The 15445-nt window shown below is 72.6% G+C and carries 15 protein-coding genes; 1 reads left to right on the forward strand and 14 read right to left on the reverse strand.

What is annotated here, in order from left to right; translation table 11 throughout:
* Nucleotides 1-351 precede the first annotated feature (351 nt).
* The 7 genes from ABZ719_RS03055 to ABZ719_RS03085 form a co-directional block, all read right to left on the reverse strand.
* A complete protein-coding gene (locus ABZ719_RS03055; protein ID WP_366723506.1) occupies nucleotides 352-1749 on the reverse strand; it encodes an AI-2E family transporter in 1398 nt (465 codons plus the stop codon).
* Nucleotides 1750-1875: 126 nt separating this feature from the next.
* Nucleotides 1876-2568, reverse strand: a complete 693-nt coding sequence (locus tag ABZ719_RS03060; protein ID WP_199811682.1) for a transglycosylase SLT domain-containing protein — start codon at nucleotides 2566-2568, stop codon at nucleotides 1876-1878.
* A 428-nt stretch (nucleotides 2569-2996) separates the two neighbouring features.
* Entirely contained in the window at nucleotides 2997-4322 is a 1326-nt protein-coding gene (locus tag ABZ719_RS03065; protein WP_037862025.1) for a PhoH family protein, read from the reverse strand.
* A 337-nt stretch (nucleotides 4323-4659) separates the two neighbouring features.
* Nucleotides 4660-5433, reverse strand: a complete 774-nt coding sequence (locus tag ABZ719_RS03070) for an isoprenyl transferase (protein WP_366723507.1) — start codon at nucleotides 5431-5433, stop codon at nucleotides 4660-4662.
* A gap of 762 nt (nucleotides 5434-6195) precedes the next feature.
* The gene (locus ABZ719_RS03075; protein ID WP_366723508.1) at nucleotides 6196-6981 is read right to left on the reverse strand and encodes a class I SAM-dependent methyltransferase; all 786 of its coding nucleotides are present in this window, start codon (nucleotides 6979-6981) and stop codon (nucleotides 6196-6198) included.
* Nucleotides 6982-7080: 99 nt separating this feature from the next.
* Complete coding sequence (locus tag ABZ719_RS03080) at nucleotides 7081-7959, reverse strand: LLM class flavin-dependent oxidoreductase (RefSeq protein ID WP_366723509.1); 879 nt, start codon at nucleotides 7957-7959, stop codon at nucleotides 7081-7083.
* 29 nt (nucleotides 7960-7988) lie between these two features.
* Complete coding sequence (locus ABZ719_RS03085) at nucleotides 7989-8990, reverse strand: A24 family peptidase (RefSeq protein WP_366723510.1); 1002 nt, start codon at nucleotides 8988-8990, stop codon at nucleotides 7989-7991.
* A 187-nt stretch (nucleotides 8991-9177) separates the two neighbouring features.
* Here ABZ719_RS03085 and ABZ719_RS03090 point away from each other — a divergent pair, with 187 nt between their 5' ends.
* The gene (locus tag ABZ719_RS03090) at nucleotides 9178-9618 is read left to right on the forward strand and encodes a DUF192 domain-containing protein (RefSeq protein WP_366723511.1); all 441 of its coding nucleotides are present in this window, start codon (nucleotides 9178-9180) and stop codon (nucleotides 9616-9618) included.
* Nucleotides 9619-9706: 88 nt separating this feature from the next.
* Here the strand turns inward: ABZ719_RS03090 and ABZ719_RS03095 are convergent, their stop codons facing one another.
* The 7 genes from ABZ719_RS03095 to ABZ719_RS03125 all read right to left on the reverse strand — a co-directional run bounded on the left by ABZ719_RS03095 (nucleotide 9707) and on the right by ABZ719_RS03125 (nucleotide 15432).
* Nucleotides 9707-10342, reverse strand: coding sequence for an OmpA family protein (locus tag ABZ719_RS03095; protein ID WP_366723512.1), 636 nt, complete (start codon nucleotides 10340-10342; stop codon nucleotides 9707-9709).
* 10 nt (nucleotides 10343-10352) lie between these two features.
* Entirely contained in the window at nucleotides 10353-10937 is a 585-nt protein-coding gene (locus ABZ719_RS03100) for a hypothetical protein (protein WP_366723513.1), read from the reverse strand.
* Nucleotides 10938-10971: 34 nt separating this feature from the next.
* Nucleotides 10972-11574, reverse strand: coding sequence for a pilus assembly protein TadG-related protein (locus ABZ719_RS03105; protein WP_366723514.1), 603 nt, complete (start codon nucleotides 11572-11574; stop codon nucleotides 10972-10974).
* Complete coding sequence (locus ABZ719_RS03110) at nucleotides 11571-11804, reverse strand: hypothetical protein (protein ID WP_366723515.1); 234 nt, start codon at nucleotides 11802-11804, stop codon at nucleotides 11571-11573. The genes ABZ719_RS03105 and ABZ719_RS03110 overlap by 4 nt, the downstream gene beginning before the upstream one ends.
* Nucleotides 11805-11927: 123 nt before the next feature.
* Entirely contained in the window at nucleotides 11928-12779 is an 852-nt protein-coding gene (locus ABZ719_RS03115) for a response regulator transcription factor (RefSeq protein WP_366723516.1), read from the reverse strand.
* A gap of 104 nt (nucleotides 12780-12883) precedes the next feature.
* Nucleotides 12884-14119 carry a histidine kinase gene (locus ABZ719_RS03120; RefSeq protein ID WP_366723517.1) on the reverse strand — a complete coding sequence of 412 codons (1236 nt, stop codon included), beginning with the start codon at nucleotides 14117-14119 and terminating at the stop codon, nucleotides 12884-12886.
* Between the two features lie 425 nt (nucleotides 14120-14544).
* Nucleotides 14545-15432: a DUF5936 domain-containing protein gene (locus ABZ719_RS03125; protein WP_366723518.1), complete on the reverse strand. Its 888-nt coding sequence runs from the start codon at nucleotides 15430-15432 to the stop codon at nucleotides 14545-14547.
* Nucleotides 15433-15445 lie beyond the last annotated feature (13 nt).

Raw genomic sequence — 15445 nt, forward strand, 5'->3', positions numbered from 1 at the left:
CGCTCCCGCAGCCCCGAAAGATCATCGCGCCCAACGGCCACGGTCCTCGCAACTCCCACAGATCGCGGGTGTTGCGAGGACCGTTAGAACCCAAGCATGGGCGGGGCCCCTCCCGCGTCGCCGGGGCGGGACACCGGGGTGGTGCCGCCCGTGCGGCGGGGCCACTCACCGCCTAGGAGGCCGCGTGTCCGGTGCAGGGCCGGCGCGCCGTCCCGGGTTCCGTCCTCACTGACCGTCCAGGTCCGCGCGGGTGCCCGCCGCGGTGGTGTGCGCCTCGCCGGTGAGGACCGCCTCGCCCGCCCGGGACACCAGGATCCCGGGCCGGGCCCCGGCGGCGCCGTCCGGCTCGGGCTACGTCTCCTCGGTGGGCGCCGGCGGCTCGGGCGGCCCCGCGTCCGGCGGTGCGGCCGCGGCGGGCGCCGCCACCGGTGCCGCGTCCGCCTCCGTGCCGGCCGCCGGTGCCGTACCCGGCGCGGCGGCTCCTGCCGCCGGCGCGGCCGCCCGCGGCCGGGCCTGCCGCAGCGCCGCCTCCCGGGAGTACTGGCGCAGATAGCCCACCACCGTGTTGGTGACCGCGACCAGCGGCACGGCCACCACCGCGCCGCCGATCCCCGCGATCATGCCGCCCGCCGCGACCGACAGGACGACCGCCAGCGGATGCACCCGCACCGCCCGGCCGAGGATGAACGGCTGGAGGACGTGCCCCTCGATCTGCTGGACGGCGAGCACGACGACCAGCGTCATCACGGCGGTGAACACGCCCTGGGTGACCAGCGCGACGACCACCGCGAGCGCGCCCGACACCACCGCGCCGACCAGCGGGACGAAGGCGAACAGGAAGATGAACACGGCCAGCGGCACCGCCATCGGCACGTTCAGGAAGTAGATCCCGAGGCCGATGAAGATCGCGTCGATCAGCGCCACGATCACCGTGCCGCGCACGTACGCCGTCAGCGTGCGCCACGCGCGCGGGCCGGCCCCGGCCACGCCCGGACGGGCCGCCGCCGGCACCAGCTTCAGCGTCCACTCCCAGATCCGCCGCCCGTCGTAGAGCAGGAACAGCGTCGAGAACATCGTCAGCAGGATCCCGGTCAGGGCCTCCACGATGACCGTGACGCCCTCCAGACCGGCGGACGTTATCTGGTCGGTGTTCGCGCCGATGGCGTCCCGCAGGCTCTTGGCGATCTGGTTGATCTGCTTGTCGGTGACGTGGAAGGGGCTGTTCAGCAGCCACTTGCGCAGTTCGTCGATGCCGTCCTGGATCTGGTTGGAGAGGTTGTCGATGTTCTCCATGACCTGCCAGGTCACGAACCAGCCGATCAGACCCATGATGACGAAGCCCAGGATCGCGGTGAGCGCGGTGGCCGGTCCGCGCGGCAGCCCGTGGCGCCGCAGCCGGGCCACCGTGGGCTGGAGCAGGGCCGTGATGAGCAGCGCGGCGACGAAGGCCAGCACCACCAGTTGCACGGCGCTGATGACCTTCATCAGCACCCAGACGGTGCCGGCGAGGACGAGGACGCGCCAGCCGGCCTCGGCGGCCACCCGCACCCCCCAGGGCACGGCCTGCGCGGGGTCGGGACGGGCGGGGACGACGGTCACGTGATCGACGGGCACCACCGGGTCCGCGGACGGCTCCGGCCCGGCACCGGAGTGGTCCTTCTCCACCTCGGCGCGACGCTCGTCCAACCGCTCACCCATCTCGGTCAGTCCGGCACCGAGCCGGCCGAGCCACCCTGGAACTCGCGACATGATCCGTCCTCTTCCCCCGTCCTTGACCACCACGCCCCCTGGAGTCGTTCCGACAGACGCTACATGGCAAAAGCCCCTCCCCCTAGGACGGGGAGGGGCTGCGCGGGGTTGAGCACGCCGGGCGGCTCAGTAGTTGTGGTTCACCTGCCAGTACGACCAGGCGTCGCACGGGCTGCCGTAGCGGACGTTCATGTAGTTGAGACCCCACTTGATCTGCGTGGCCGGGTTGGTCCGCCAGTCGGCGCCCGCGGACGCCATCTTGCCCGCGGGCAGCGCCTGGACGAGGCCGTAGGCGCCCGAGGAGGGGTTGACCGCCTGGTAGTTCCACGTGGACTCGTGGTTCACGATGTTGCTGAAGCACTGGAACTGACCGCTCGGCACGATCTGCCGGGCGATCGCCTGCACCTGGGCCACGGTGTAGGAGCCCTGGACGGGGAAGTCGGAGGCGTCCCGCGTGCTGCGGGTGGTCGCCTTCTTCTGCTCCTCCCGCTCCTTCGCCTCCTTGGCCGCCTTCTCGGCGGCCTCCTTCTTCGCGATCGCGGTCTCGGCGGCCGCCTTGCGGGCCGCCTCCTCGGCGTCCTTCTTGGCGCTGGCGTCCGCGGCGATCGCCTGGGCGTCGGCCTGCTGCGTGAGGGACGCGGTCTGCACGGGGGCCTGCTGGCCCACCGGGATGTCCGCGAGGAGGGTGGCGTCGGCTGCCATCGCTTCGGCGTCGTTGTTCTGCGCGGTGCTGCCCGAGGCAACACCCACGACGCTTCCGACGGCGGTGACCGCGGTGGCGGAGGCCACTGCGAGTCCCCGGACCGAGATCCGGCTCACACGGTTTCCTTCCAGCATCGCCCGCTTCGGTGACCCTCGCGGACGCGATCGTGCCCCTGGCACTGGCCTCCCAACTACGGGTCACGGAGGCACGGGCCCGGTGGACAACTCCCGTGACGGGAGAGCCGCGTGGTGCTTCGGGCGGCATACGACGCCGTTATGGAGTTGAGGGTGATGCTCGGGGGGCGCTACGCCGCTGGGGGCACAGCTGTGTCGTATGCGGGGCCTGACAGGAATGAGACTCTGCCGTAACCGAACGCCGAGAGGCAATTCCGAGTTGCGTGGGAAAGCTCACACCACGTTCGGCCCACGGGTTTCCGGGAAAGGCCCACGCGCGACGGCGCCGCCCGGCTAGGCTCTCGGCCTTTGCCGGACGGCGCCAACTCCCGCATACATGCCCCCAAGTGGAGCATTTGTGCGAACGAGGGTCAGAGGTGCCCGTCCTCCAGCATTTCGGTCACCAGGGCGGCGATCTGCGACCTCTCGGACCGGGTCAGCGTGACGTGCGCGAAGAGCGGATGCCCCTTCAGTTTCTCCACCACGGCGACGACACCGTCGTAGCGGCCCACCCGCAGGTTGTCCCGCTGCGCCACGTCATGGGTGAGCACCACCCGCGAGTCCGCGCCGATCCGGGACAGCACCGTCAGCAGGACGTTGCGCTCCAGGGACTGCGCCTCGTCCACGATGACGAACGCGTCGTGCAGCGACCGGCCGCGGATGTGCGTGAGCGGCAGCACCTCCAGCATCCCGCGCGCGGTGACCTCCTCGATGACCTCGCGCGAGGTGACGGCCGACAGCGTGTCGAAGACGGCCTGCGCCCACGGGCTCATCTTCTCCGCCTCGGTGCCGGGCAGATAGCCCAGCTCCTGCCCGCCGACCGCGTACAGCGGGCGGAAGACCATCACCTTCTGGTGCTGACGGCGCTCCAGCACCGCCTCCAGGCCCGCGCACAGCGCCAGCGCCGACTTGCCGGTGCCGGCCCGGCCGCCCATCGACACGATCCCGACGTCCGGGTCGAGGAGCAGGTCGAGCGCGATCCGCTGCTCGGCGCTGCGGCCCTTGATGCCGAACGCCTCCCGGTCCCCGCGCACCAGGCGCACGGCACCGTCGGGGGTGACACGCCCCAGCGCCTTGCCGCGCTCCGAATGGATCGTCAGCCCGGTGTGCACGGGCAGCCCGGCGGCCTCGGGGACGTGGAGGTGCCCCTGGTCGAAGAGGATGTCCACCTGTTCGGCGGGCAGCGTGAGTTCGGCCATGCCGGTCCAGCCGGAGGCGTCGGTGATGGCGAGTTCCGCCCGGTACTCCTCGGCGAGGAGCCCCACGGAGGACGCCTTGATCCGCAGCGGCAGGTCCTTCGAGACGACGGTGACGTCGTAGCCCTCGGCCTGCAGGTTGCGGGCGACCGCGAGGATGCGCGAGTCGTTGTCCCCCAGGCGGTAGCCGGTGGGCAGCACGCTGGGGTCCGAGTGGTTCAGCTCGACCCGGACCGTCCCGCCGAGGTCCCCGATCGGGATGGGGGCGTCGAGGCGACCGTGCCGGACCCGGTAGTCGTCCAGCAGGCGCAGGGCCTGCCGGGCGAAGTAGCCGAGTTCGGGATGGTGCCGCTTGGCCTCCAGCTCCGTGACCACGACGATGGGGAGCACGACCTCGTGCTCGTCGAAGCGGGTCAGGGCGTTCGGGTCCGCCAGCAGGACACTGGTGTCGAGAACGTAGGTGCGCCGGTCTGGCTTGTGGCGCTTTGTGCTGGTCACCACGGAAGGACGTACCCCCTCGGATGAGGTCGGGGAGCGACGAGGTGGATGCCGGGCCGGGAGGGTGGGGGCATCGGGGCCGGTCGCCGGCCGCGATGTGCGGGCCGGGAACCGGCCCTCCACGTCTTCGTCCGCACTGTGACCGCACGGTCGGGCTGGTGCAACGGGCCTCCCGGGCGGACGGCCCCGAGCCGCCCGCTGAGATCCGACACCCGGGGTTCGGGTGTCGACCTGCCTGGGTTATGCCCTCGAACACGCACCGCCATGCAGGAGCGTCGCACGGCGCACGGATGAACTCCTCGTGAAGGCGGGTACGGGCACCGCGGGCCGTCCGCCCCGGTCAGCCGCCGTAGCGGCGGTGGCGGGCCGCGTAGTCGCGCAGCGCGCGCAGGAAGTCGACCTTGCGGAAGGCCGGCCAGAAGACCTCGCAGAAGTAGTACTCGGAGTGCGCGGTCTGCCAGAGCATGAATCCGGACAGCCGCTGCTCGCCGCTGGTGCGGATGACCAGATCGGGGTCGGGCTGGGCCCGGGTGTAGAGGTGCCGGCCGATCATCTCCACGTCGACGGCCTCGGCGAGGTCCTCCATGGACACGCCCCGGTCGTGGGCGTCGTGCAGCATGGAGCGCACGGCGTCGGCGATCTCCTGGCGCCCGCCGTACCCGATGGCGACGTTGACCACTATTCCCTGGACGTCGGCGGTGGCCTCCTGGGCCTCCTTGAGGACGGCCTGCATGCCGGAGGGGAGCAGGTCCATGGTGCCGACGTGGTGCACGCGCCAGCGGCCGTCGGCGGCCAGCGAGCGGACGACGTCCTCGATGATGCCGAGCAGCGGGACCAGCTCGTCCTGGGGCCGGTCGAAGTTGTCCGTGGACAGCAGCCAGAGAGTGACGACCTCGACGTCCGTCTCGGTGCACCAGCCGAGGAACTCCTCGATCTTGTCGGCGCCGGCCCGGTGTCCGTGCACGGTGGTGGAACCCGAGGCCTTCGCCCAGCGGCGGTTGCCGTCCATGATGACGCCGATGTGCTTGGGCACCTGAGCGTGGTCCAGGTGGCCTTCCACCCGGCGCGCGTACAGCCTGACCAGCAGGCTGCGCAGCTTGTCGCGCAGGTTCACGTGTTCGTCAGCCCCTCCGTATGGATCGGACAGGCGCGGCCGGGGCGTTCCCTGCCCGTGCGGCGGCCTCGTCCGTATGGCGGTCCCCGGGGCGAAGCCTACCCCCGGCACCCCCAGGGTCCCCCAACGGGCGGTCCCGCGCGCCCCGGCGTCCGGCCCCCGGCGGACCCGCGCTCCGCGGCGCACGGGCACCGGCGCCAGGGGGCGGAGGGGGCGGACGGAAGCGGAAAGAAAAACGGGCCGGTCCGTGGGGGGGAGACGGACCGGCCCGAGGGGGGGTTTCCACCATAACCCTTCGTAAGTGATGCTGCGTGCATCAGCGCGCCACAACTACTCTCCGGAATCACCTGGCGACGGGCCGACGAGTGCGGAACCTGCCATTCCTTGGTCGGTCATGGCCGGATCACAGCGAATCCACAGGGAAATTCGGCCGAATGAGACAGGATGTGCAGGGTTTGCGCCATCTGAGGGGCGTGCGGCGGGTTGTCCTCGCTTACCCCTCCCGGGCGACCCCGCCGTTCACGTCCGCTTGACGCCGGAGGCGCTCGGGGCGGCCTGCGGCGGGCCGGGACACGGCGGCCGCCATCAGGGGGCTCGGCGCCGCGCAGCCCCCTCCACTGCGCGATGCCACCCGCGCGGCTTTGCTCACGCGAATTTCGTTGGTCTGAACTTACGCCAGACGGAGCAGTGACGGGAGGGGAAAGCGATAACGATGTGGAAACTGTGACTGCCGCGGAGCGCCGCGGGGCCGCCACGGGTCCCTCAGCGCGGCTTGCGGGCCTCGAAGAGATGGCGGGTGCTGTGCGCCACGAACGGGCCGTCGGCGGTCATCCGCTCGTGCAGCTCCCGCAGCCGGGGCTCGTACGCCTCCACCGTGAAGCCGGGGACCATCCAGACCACCTTGCGCAGGAAGTGCACGACCGCCGCGATGTCGTGGAACTCCGTGCGCAGCCGCTCGGAGCGCAGGGCGGCCACGTCGAGACCGGCCGCCTCGGCCTCCGCCCGCTCCTGCTCGGGGTGGCGGCCCCGGCGGACCTCCTCGGGCTGCGGGCCCAGGAAGTACTCGACGAGTTCGAAGACGCTGGCCGGTCCGACGTGCTGGGCGAAGTACGTGCCGCCGGGGCGCAGCACGCGGGCGATCTCCGTCCAGTGCGGGCGGACGGGGTGCCTGCTGACGACGAGGTCGAAGGCGCCGGCGGCGAACGGCAGGGGCGCGTCCTCGTCCGCGGCGACGACCACGACACCGTGCGGGCGCAGCAGTTCGGTGGCCTTGGCCACGTGGGGCGGCCACCCCTCGGTGGCGGCCAGGAGCGCCGGGACGCGGGCGGCCCGGCCGAGGGCGAAGCCGAACACCTCCCCTCCCCCGGTCTGCACGTCGAGGACGGCCTCCGCGGTGGCCAGCCGGCCGGCCACCGACACGGCGTACCCCCAGGAGGGCCGCTCCTCGGTGGCGCGCCCCGCGAACCATGAGAAGTCCCACCCCTCGGTGGGCGCGGCGGCCCCTTCGGCCACGAGGTCCTCGAACGTACGGTGCTGACGGTCTGGCATGGCAGCGATCTTCCCAGGTACGGGCCTGGACCGCCGCCGGATTACCGCCGGCGGCCGCTCCGCCCGGCGCCGGCTGCCGCTCCGCGCGGTCCCGCGCCGTCAGGACACCAGCGGGCGCACCTGCCCGGCGGCGAACCGGACGAAGCCCTCCGGGTCGGGTTCGCCGGCCGTCGGCTGGAGGACCACCGTGTCGGCACCGGCGTCGGCGAGCACCGACACGGCCTTGGCGACGTCCTGGGCGTCTCCGGCGACCCCCAGGCCGGGGACGGCCGACAGCCCCTCCGCGGCCAGCTCGGCCCGCAGCCGTCGCTCGGCGTCGGGGCCGGTGGCGGCCAGCAGGTAGACGACGACGCGGTGCGGGTCGTCGCGGCCCGCGGCCTCGCGGCCCTCGTCGATGAGCCGGCGTGCCCGGCGGACCCCCTCCGCGGAGGTGGCGATGGTCAGGATCGTGCCGTCGGCCGCCTCACCGGACAGGCGGAGCGTGCGCGGCCCGGTGGCACCGGCGAGGACCGGGACGTCGCTGCCCGCGGGCGGCGGCCAGTCCAGGGCCACGTCGGTCAGCCGGACGTACCGGCCGTCCGTGGTGACCCGCTCACCGCCCAGCAGGGCGCGCAGTGCGGTCAGGTGCTCGCGCAGCAGCGTCAGCGGGGACTCGGCGCGCGCCCCGACCTGCCCCATCCAGTCCTGCACGCCGTGTCCGACACCGAGCCGGGCGCGGCCCGGGAAGAGCCGGTGCAGCGTGGCCGCCTCCATCGCGGTGACGGCGACGTTGCGCAACGGCACGGGCAGCAGGCCGACGCCGACCCGGACCCGCTCCGTCCAGGCCAGGGCGGCGGCGGCCGTGGAGATCCCGCCCTCCAGGAAGCAGTCCTCCCACAGCCACAGTTCCTCGAGTCCCGCCTCGTCGGCGAGGCGAGCGATCGAACGCAGCCGCTCGGGGGGCAGTTGGGGGCGGAAGACGACGCCGAGTCCGGTCATGCCGCCTTCCTCCCCACGTCCCGCCCGCCTCATGCCACGGCAGCCGCCCCCAGCAGCACTCCCGTGAACGCCCCGCCGATCATGAACGGCCCCAGCGGCATCGTCGCGCCACGCCCCGCCCCGCGCAGCACGATCAGCCCCAGCCCGTACACGGCTCCGTAGAACAGCCCGGCGAAGCCGCCCGTGACCAGCACCGGCCAGCCGTACCAGCCGAGGGCCGTGCCCAGCGCGAGCGCCAGTTTGACGTCACCGAAGCCCAGGCCGGCCGGGTTGACGAGGAAGAGCGCGAAGTAGCAGGCGCCCAGCGCGAGACCGCCGAGCAGTGCCCCCGGCCAGGAACCGGAGGCGGCGGGTGCGAGCGCGGCGACGCCCAGCAGCGCCGCGGTCGCGGCGGCCAGCGGCAGGGTCAGGACGTCGGGGAGCCTGTGGACCCGGTGGTCGACGAGCGCGAGCAGGACGCCGGCCGGCGCGGCGAGCAGCCAGACCGCCGCCTCGGGGTGCGGCCCGGTGGCGGCGGCGAGGACGCCGCACACGAGCACGGTGACGGCGGTGACGAGGGGGGTGCTGGGGCCGTATGCGGCGCAGTTGGGGACGGGGGTGGGGTGGGGTGTTCGGGAGACGGGGGCTTGGGGGGTGGCGGTGGGAGGGGTGGGGGTGGAGTTGCGAGGCGTGGTGGTGTGGGGGGCGCCGCTCGCTGCGGCTTTGTGGGGGGCGGGTGCGGGTTCGGGGGGTGCGGTGGGGTTGGGTTCCTGGGGGGCGTGGGTGGCTGTTCGAGGTGCGGCTTCTGGGGGTGCGGGCGGGGTCGGGTTGCCGTGGGGCGCGAGCGGGGCGGGGTGGGTGTGGGGTGCGGTGGAGATGCAGCGGGCGGGACCCAACCAGCCGCCGAACACCCCGGTGATCGCGTGACCGCCGGGACACTCCGCCCGCCACGGCTCACCCGCGGCCACCGACAGGCGGTGCGCGGCCCGGGGCACCAGCAGCCCGGCGCCCGTGCCCCACAGGACGGCGACGACGATCAGGAGTACGCGCACGCGGGGACCCTAGCGGGAGGCCGGGTGGTACGGCATGGGCCCGTGGACCCAGGGTCTCCGGACTCACGGGCCCAGGGCGTGTCGGCGGCGTACCCATGGCGGGCCCCTGACGCGCCCATGGCGGGGCCTCCAGCTGGGGGATACGGTCGGCCGGACACGTCGCGGCGGAGCGGGAAGGCGGCCCGGCATGGCAGGACGCTGGCGGGACGGACGAGGCCGGCTGCTCGTGCCCGGGGGTGCGGGCGACGGAGCGGGAGAGGACCACGGGGAGGCGGGTGCGACGGCGGTGACGGTCCCTCTCGAACTGGCGACGTCCTACCGGGCCCGCACGCGCGGGCTGCTCGGCCGCGACGCCGTCGACGGCGCCCTCCTCCTCTCCCCCGCGGGCAGCATCCACACGTTCGGCATGCGTATCCCCATCGACGTCGCCTACCTCGACCGCGGCCTGCGGGTCCTGGCCGTCGTCACGATGCGGCCGGGCCGCCTGGGCCGGCCCCGCCTCCGCTCCCGGCACGTCCTGGAGGCGGCGGCGGGGGCGATGGCGCGGTGGGGGGTGCGGGCGGGGGTGCGGGTGACGGTGGAGGCGGATCTCCCTGCCGGAGGCCCCGGGCTCGTTCACCCGGACTGAGCGCCCGTCGCGGAGATCACCGTGCGGGCGACGCGCGTCCCGGCGGTGGCCGGCAGTCAGGTCCGAGTGCGGTCAGCTGTGGGTGCGGTCAGCTCTGGGTGCGCGGGAAGGTGACCTCCACTCGGCGGTTCTTCTTGCGGCCGTCCTCCGTGGCGTTGTCCGCGATGGGGTAGTCCTCGGCGTAGCCGCGCACGTCGAAGGTGAGGGCAGGATCGTTCAGCTCCTGGGAGAGGACGTCCTGGACGGCGTTGGCGCGCTGCTTGGACAGGACGACGCCGTGTTCGTGGGTGCCGAGGTTGTCGGTGAAGCCGAAGACCCGGACCTGGGAGGCGTTCTGCTTCCTGATCTCCTGGGCGATGGCGTCGATGCGGGACCTGGCCTGGTCGCTGAGTTTCGCGCTGTCCTTGGCGAACAGCACCTCGGCCTGCAGCGCGAACGTCACGTCCGTGTTGGTGTCCTCACGGCGTTCCTCGCCGCCCTGGTCCTCGACCACCGACTTGATGTCGAGCACCTTCGGCGCGGCGAGGGTCGCCCCCTCCGGGAGCTTGAGGTCCGGGTCGTTCGGGTCGACCTTCACGGGGGGCGCGGCGGAGGACTCGGTGCCCGGCGGGACACTCGGGGCGGTGCCGTCGGCACGGGCCGCGGCGGCTCCGCAGAGGTCGGCGGCGAGCAGGAGGGCGACGACGCCCAGGGCGAGGGGGAGCCGGGGTGGGGTGTGGGTCATGGTGGCCGCCTCACCCGGAGATCTTGACGGTGCCGCTGGAGAAGGTGGGGAGTTGGAGGGTCACGTCGGTGGTGTCGGCCGGGGGGGCGGGGAATTGCATGAAGACGGGGATGGTCTGGCCTGACTCGATCGTTGTGAGCCCCGTTGTCGTCAGTGGCCTGCCGTCCGTGTCGCGCAGCACGTAATAGCGCTTCTTGCTCTGGGAGTCGACGAGGGTGGCACCGCCCAATGACGTGCCGTGCTTGAGGATCTCGGTCTCATCACCGCGCAACTCGGACGGAATCACCAGTGACTGGGACCCGTCGTTCTTGAACTGCCCGTTCACAGTGACAAAGCCACCCGAGTCCCTTTGCGCTGTGGTGATCTGAAGAAGCAGCCCGTTTTCGCCCTTGAGTTCCGCGAGCGGTGCCCCGGACTCCCCCTCCTGCGCGCTCGGTTGCGACCCACTGGTCTTCGACGGCGCTGCGGAGGCGTCCGGGGCTTTGCCGTCGTGGCCGCCACCGCCCCCGCAACTGGTCACCCCCATGACCAGACCTGTCGCCAACGCCAGCGCGATCAGCCCCCTGCGGGCCTGCGCAGTGAACCGAATACTCATCGCTCGGTATCCCTCTTCGCTCGTCGTTCGCTTGTCAGTCGGCCAGATGGACATCGAAAAGGTCATGCGGCTGGGGGAGATCGGTGAGATGTTTCGGATCCACGTCCCAGGACTTGTTGCCCTTGCAGGTGAGCCGGGGCAGTGTGTCGGTCGGGGCATCCGCGGGCAGTGGCGGGACGTCGCACAGAGGCTCGATCACAGCAGTCGCCCGCGCCTTCGAGCGCTTGCTCTCGGTCAGGGGCACGACCGACTTGCCCATGGTCTTATCGGTTTGGACGTCGACGGTGTAGCTCATGGGACCGCTCGACGCGCAGTCGATCACCTGAGCATCGTTTTGCCGGGCGAGTCCGTAGGCCCGCCAGCACGAGGGTTTGATCCCGTCACCGCCGCCGTCAAAGATTTTCTGCCACTCGGCCGGGTCACGTACGTCCTTCACCCACTCGGCCGCGAGCTGGTCCCGGGTGTCCTGTGCCGCCGCGAGCGCCGCTGCGTCGGCTGCCGTCTGAGCACCGCTCCGATTCACGGCTGCCTGGCCGACGGCGAAGTACGCGAACGCGAGGAAGAGCAGGCCCGCCACCACCGTGATGTAGATCGGGAAGGCCTGCCCCGCATCGCTCGTGCGTCCGGCTGCTGTCAATTGCCTACCTTGTTGATCAGTGACGTGATCTTGTTCAGGATCGTGGAGCCGATGCTCGTTCCCGTGATCGCCAGCACGATCGCCACCACGACCGCGATGATCCCCAGGTACTCCACCGCCGTCTGCCCCTTGTCGCCGGCGCGGCCTCGCATCGCTCGGGTGGTGGTGTTCTTCCAGCCGTTCACGCGGACCTTGGTCGCCACCACGGTCTTCAGCATCAGGTCGCTCATGGTGTTCCCCTCCGGGTTCGGGCGCGGTGCCGGTTGCGGCAGGGGCACCGTACGGCCGGGCGGGCGGGGTGGCCGAGGGTCCGTGGGCCCAATTCCGGGCCCAGATCCGTACCGGCATCCCGGTCACCTCGCTTCCCGTGACGCGGAGCCGGGGGCCGTGCCCAGCCACTTCGCGGCGGCCTCGGCGCGGCTGGTGCTGTGGAGCTTGGCGAAGATGCGGTTGATGTGGTTCTTGACGGTCTTCTCGCTGATGAAGCAGGCGGTGGCGATCTGCTGGTTCGTCATGCCGGAAGCGATGAGGTCCATGATCTCCGCCTCCCTCGCGCTGAGTTGGAACCTCGACCTGTCGACCGGGGAAGACTGTCTCACAGATGATTGCATCTGCGAAAGGGTTTCTGCAGTGACACGCTGATTATGGGTCGTTGAGAGATCCTTAACGTGTGCGTTCGCATCCGTCTCGCCCAAACCGTCCGGCAGGGAACCCTCGGGGGGCGCCGGGCCGCGGCGCAGCTGGGCCAGCAGCGCTCCCGTCGCCGTCGACGTGAAGTGGGCGTGTCCCTGGCTGATGTCCCGGACCGCGTCGATCAGTTGACCGGCCGTGAACTCGCCGTGGACCAGGTATCCGGCCGCGCCCCTGCGCAGGGCCTCCTGCACGATCTCCGGTTCGCCGCTGTAGGTGAGCATCAGCACCGGGGCGACCGGCACCAGGTGGGGCAGGGCGGAGATGCCGTCGACGCCGGGCATGCGGACGTCGAGGAGGACGACGTCCGGGCGGTGGTGGTACGTGGCTTCCCAGGCCTCACGGCCGTCCGCGGCCTCCGCCACGACCGTGATGTCCTCGCGGCCGGAGAGCAGGGCGGTGAGACCGGCCCGGACCACCGGGTTGTCGTCCGCGACGACGACCCGCAGGGGCGCGCGGCGGTGGGGATCCGGGTTCGGGGGCGACGGCGGGCGCGGCGGTGTCTCGTGCGGCATCGGGCCTCCTCTCGGGTGGGCGCGAGTGGTGGGTGAGGGGGGCGGTTCGCTGGGGGTCCGGGGGCCCGCCGGCGGGAGCGGGGGTCCAGGGGGGAGGGCGGGGATCAAGGGGAGGGAGGCGGGGGTCGGGGCGGCAGGGTGTCCAGCGGTAGTTCGAGGGACACCGCGGTGCCCTTCGCGTCGCGGCCCGGACCGATGGTCAGGCGGGCGCCGATCGCCGCTGCCCTCTCCGCCATGCCGACCAGGCCGAAGTGGCCGGTGCGGCGCAGTTGTCCGATGGTGATGCCCGGCGGCAGGCCCTGGCCGTCGTCGATGACGCTGATGCGCAGCAGGTCGCCGTCGCGGGCCACCCGCACCTCGACGCGGCTCGGCGCTCCGTGGCGGTGGGCGTTCTCCATCGCCTCCGCCGCGATGGAGCGGAGCTGGCGCGTCACTGCGGGCGGCAGGGGCGGGGGTGTTCCTCCCGTCGCTGCGGCCTCGGACGGGAGGCAGGTGGCGGGCAGACCGGTACGGGCGCTGAAGTCGCTCACCTCCGCGCCGAGTTCGGCGAGCAGGTCTCTTCCGCCGCCCGGGTCCGGGTCCGGGTTCGGGTCGTGTTCGCACCGCAGGTCCGTCAGCAGCGCGCGTGACTCGGCCGCGGCACGGCGGGCCGAGCGGGCGACGAGGTCCGCCTGCTGCCGGATCAGGGCGGGGTCCGGGCGGTCCGCGCCGGCCGAGCGGGCCAGGCCGTCGGCGGCCAGCGCCACACCGTGCAGGGTCTTTGCCACGGAGTCGTGCATCTCCCGGGCGAGGCGGGCCCGCTCGGCGCTCACGGCCTCGCTGACGGCGAGGCGGGCCTGGACCGCGGTCAGTGTCCGGCTGGCCTCCCCGAAGCGGAGGAGCAGCGTGCGCTGGGTGGCGCCGGCCGCGCCCACGACGACGCACAGACCGGGGAAGAGGGCGGACTGGGCGAGGTTGGCGTGCAGTTCCCTGGTCGCGGCGTAGACGAGGAACAGGATGAGGGACTGGAGCGAGGCGAAGATCGCGGCGCCGCGCCAGCTGTAGACGAGACCGGCGAGCAGGGGCGTGCAGACGCTCACGTAGGCCAGGGTGCTGTCCGGGCCGGCCGCGACGAGCAGGAGCGCGCCGAAGAGGGTGTCCAGGGCGAGCAGGGTGGGGTGGCGCAGCAGCAGCGGGCCGAAGCGTTCCCAGTCCCGGAAGAGGACGTAGGAGCCCATGAAGGTGAGGACCACCGCGGCACCGACGAGGCGCACGGCCAGGCCGGGGGCGGCGTGGACGAGGGCGGCCGGGGCGGAGAGGGCGATCATCGCCAGCCGGAAGGCGAAGACGTGCCGGCACATCGCCTGGAGGGCACTGATCTGAAGCCTCTCCGGAGCGGCGAGGCCCTGCGGGGCGGGTGCGGCAGGGGGCGGTCCAGGAGGGTGAGTTCCTGCGGGTGCGGTCCGGCGGGGCGGGGCCGTGGCGGGGAGGCCCGGACCGGCCGGAGCGGAAGGGTGCCGCGGGACCGGAGCGGCGAGGCCCTGGGGGGCCGGGGAGGCGAGTTCCTGCGGGGCCGGGTCGGCGGGCATCCGCGGAATCGGGCCGAGGGCCGCCTGCTCCAGCGGCCCCCGCTCCTCCCCCGGCCCCGGCTGCACCCGGGGCCCCGGCTGCACCCGGGGCCCCGGGACGGCCGGCAGGGGCTCCGGTGTCGGCTTCGCAGCGGGGCGTGGGCCGTGCCGGCGGACGTGTTCCTGTGTGGACGGCATGTCCGTGGCCACCTGTCCTCCTACTTGCCCGTGACGGAGCCGAAGTCCACGCCGGAGCCCAACAGCAGGCCCGCGCCGAGGAGGATGAGGGTGGCCGGGACCATGAAGGTGGTGATCATCATGGTGGCCTTGGGGACCGCGCGGGCGGCCTTGCGGCGGGCGTTCTGCGCGTCGGTGCGGCGCATGTCCTTGGCCAGCGAGACGAGGGTGTCGACGATCGGCGCGCCCAGTTCCTCGCCCTGCTGGAGGGCGGTGACGAACATCGCGACCTGTTCGGAGTCGTTCCGGCGGCGCAGTTCCGCGAATGCCTCGCGGCGGCTCATGCCGAGGTCCATCTGGCGCAGGGTGATGCGCAGTTCGTCCGCCCACGGGCCCTCGTAGCGGGAGGCCACCCGGTCCAGTGCCTGGCGGAAGCCGAGGCCCGCGCTGACGACGACGGCGAGGACGTCGAGGAAGTCGGGCAGCGTCCGTTCGATCACGTCCCGGCGGATGCGGATCGCCGACCAGATGCCCACCTCCGTCCAGAACGCACCGAACGCGAAGAGGAGCAGGGCGACGACGAACTGGCCGCGCAGCAGGCAGAGCAGGCCGCCGAAGCCGCCCAGGAAGCCGTACACCGCACGGCGGGCCGCGTACCGGTCGATGGTCAGACCGCCGGGGTTGCCGGCCAGGTCGATCTTGCGGCGGTAGCGCGCGACCAGCTTGGGGCCCATCAGGCGCAGTACGGCGGGGGCGTAACGCATGCCCATGCGGTCGATGAGCGAGCCCACCGCGCCGGTGCGGGTGGAGCCGACCTCCAGTGCGAGGGCGAGGTCGCTGGGGAGCCGGGCGTCCGCGCGGTACATGCGGATGCCGGCGAAGGCGCCCCAGACACCGAGGCCCATCCCGAGGGCGAGCAGCCATGCCATCGTCGATCCTCTC

The sequence above is a fragment of the Streptomyces sp. NPDC006743 genome, from assembly GCF_040703815.1.
Classification (GTDB): domain Bacteria; phylum Actinomycetota; class Actinomycetes; order Streptomycetales; family Streptomycetaceae; genus Streptomyces.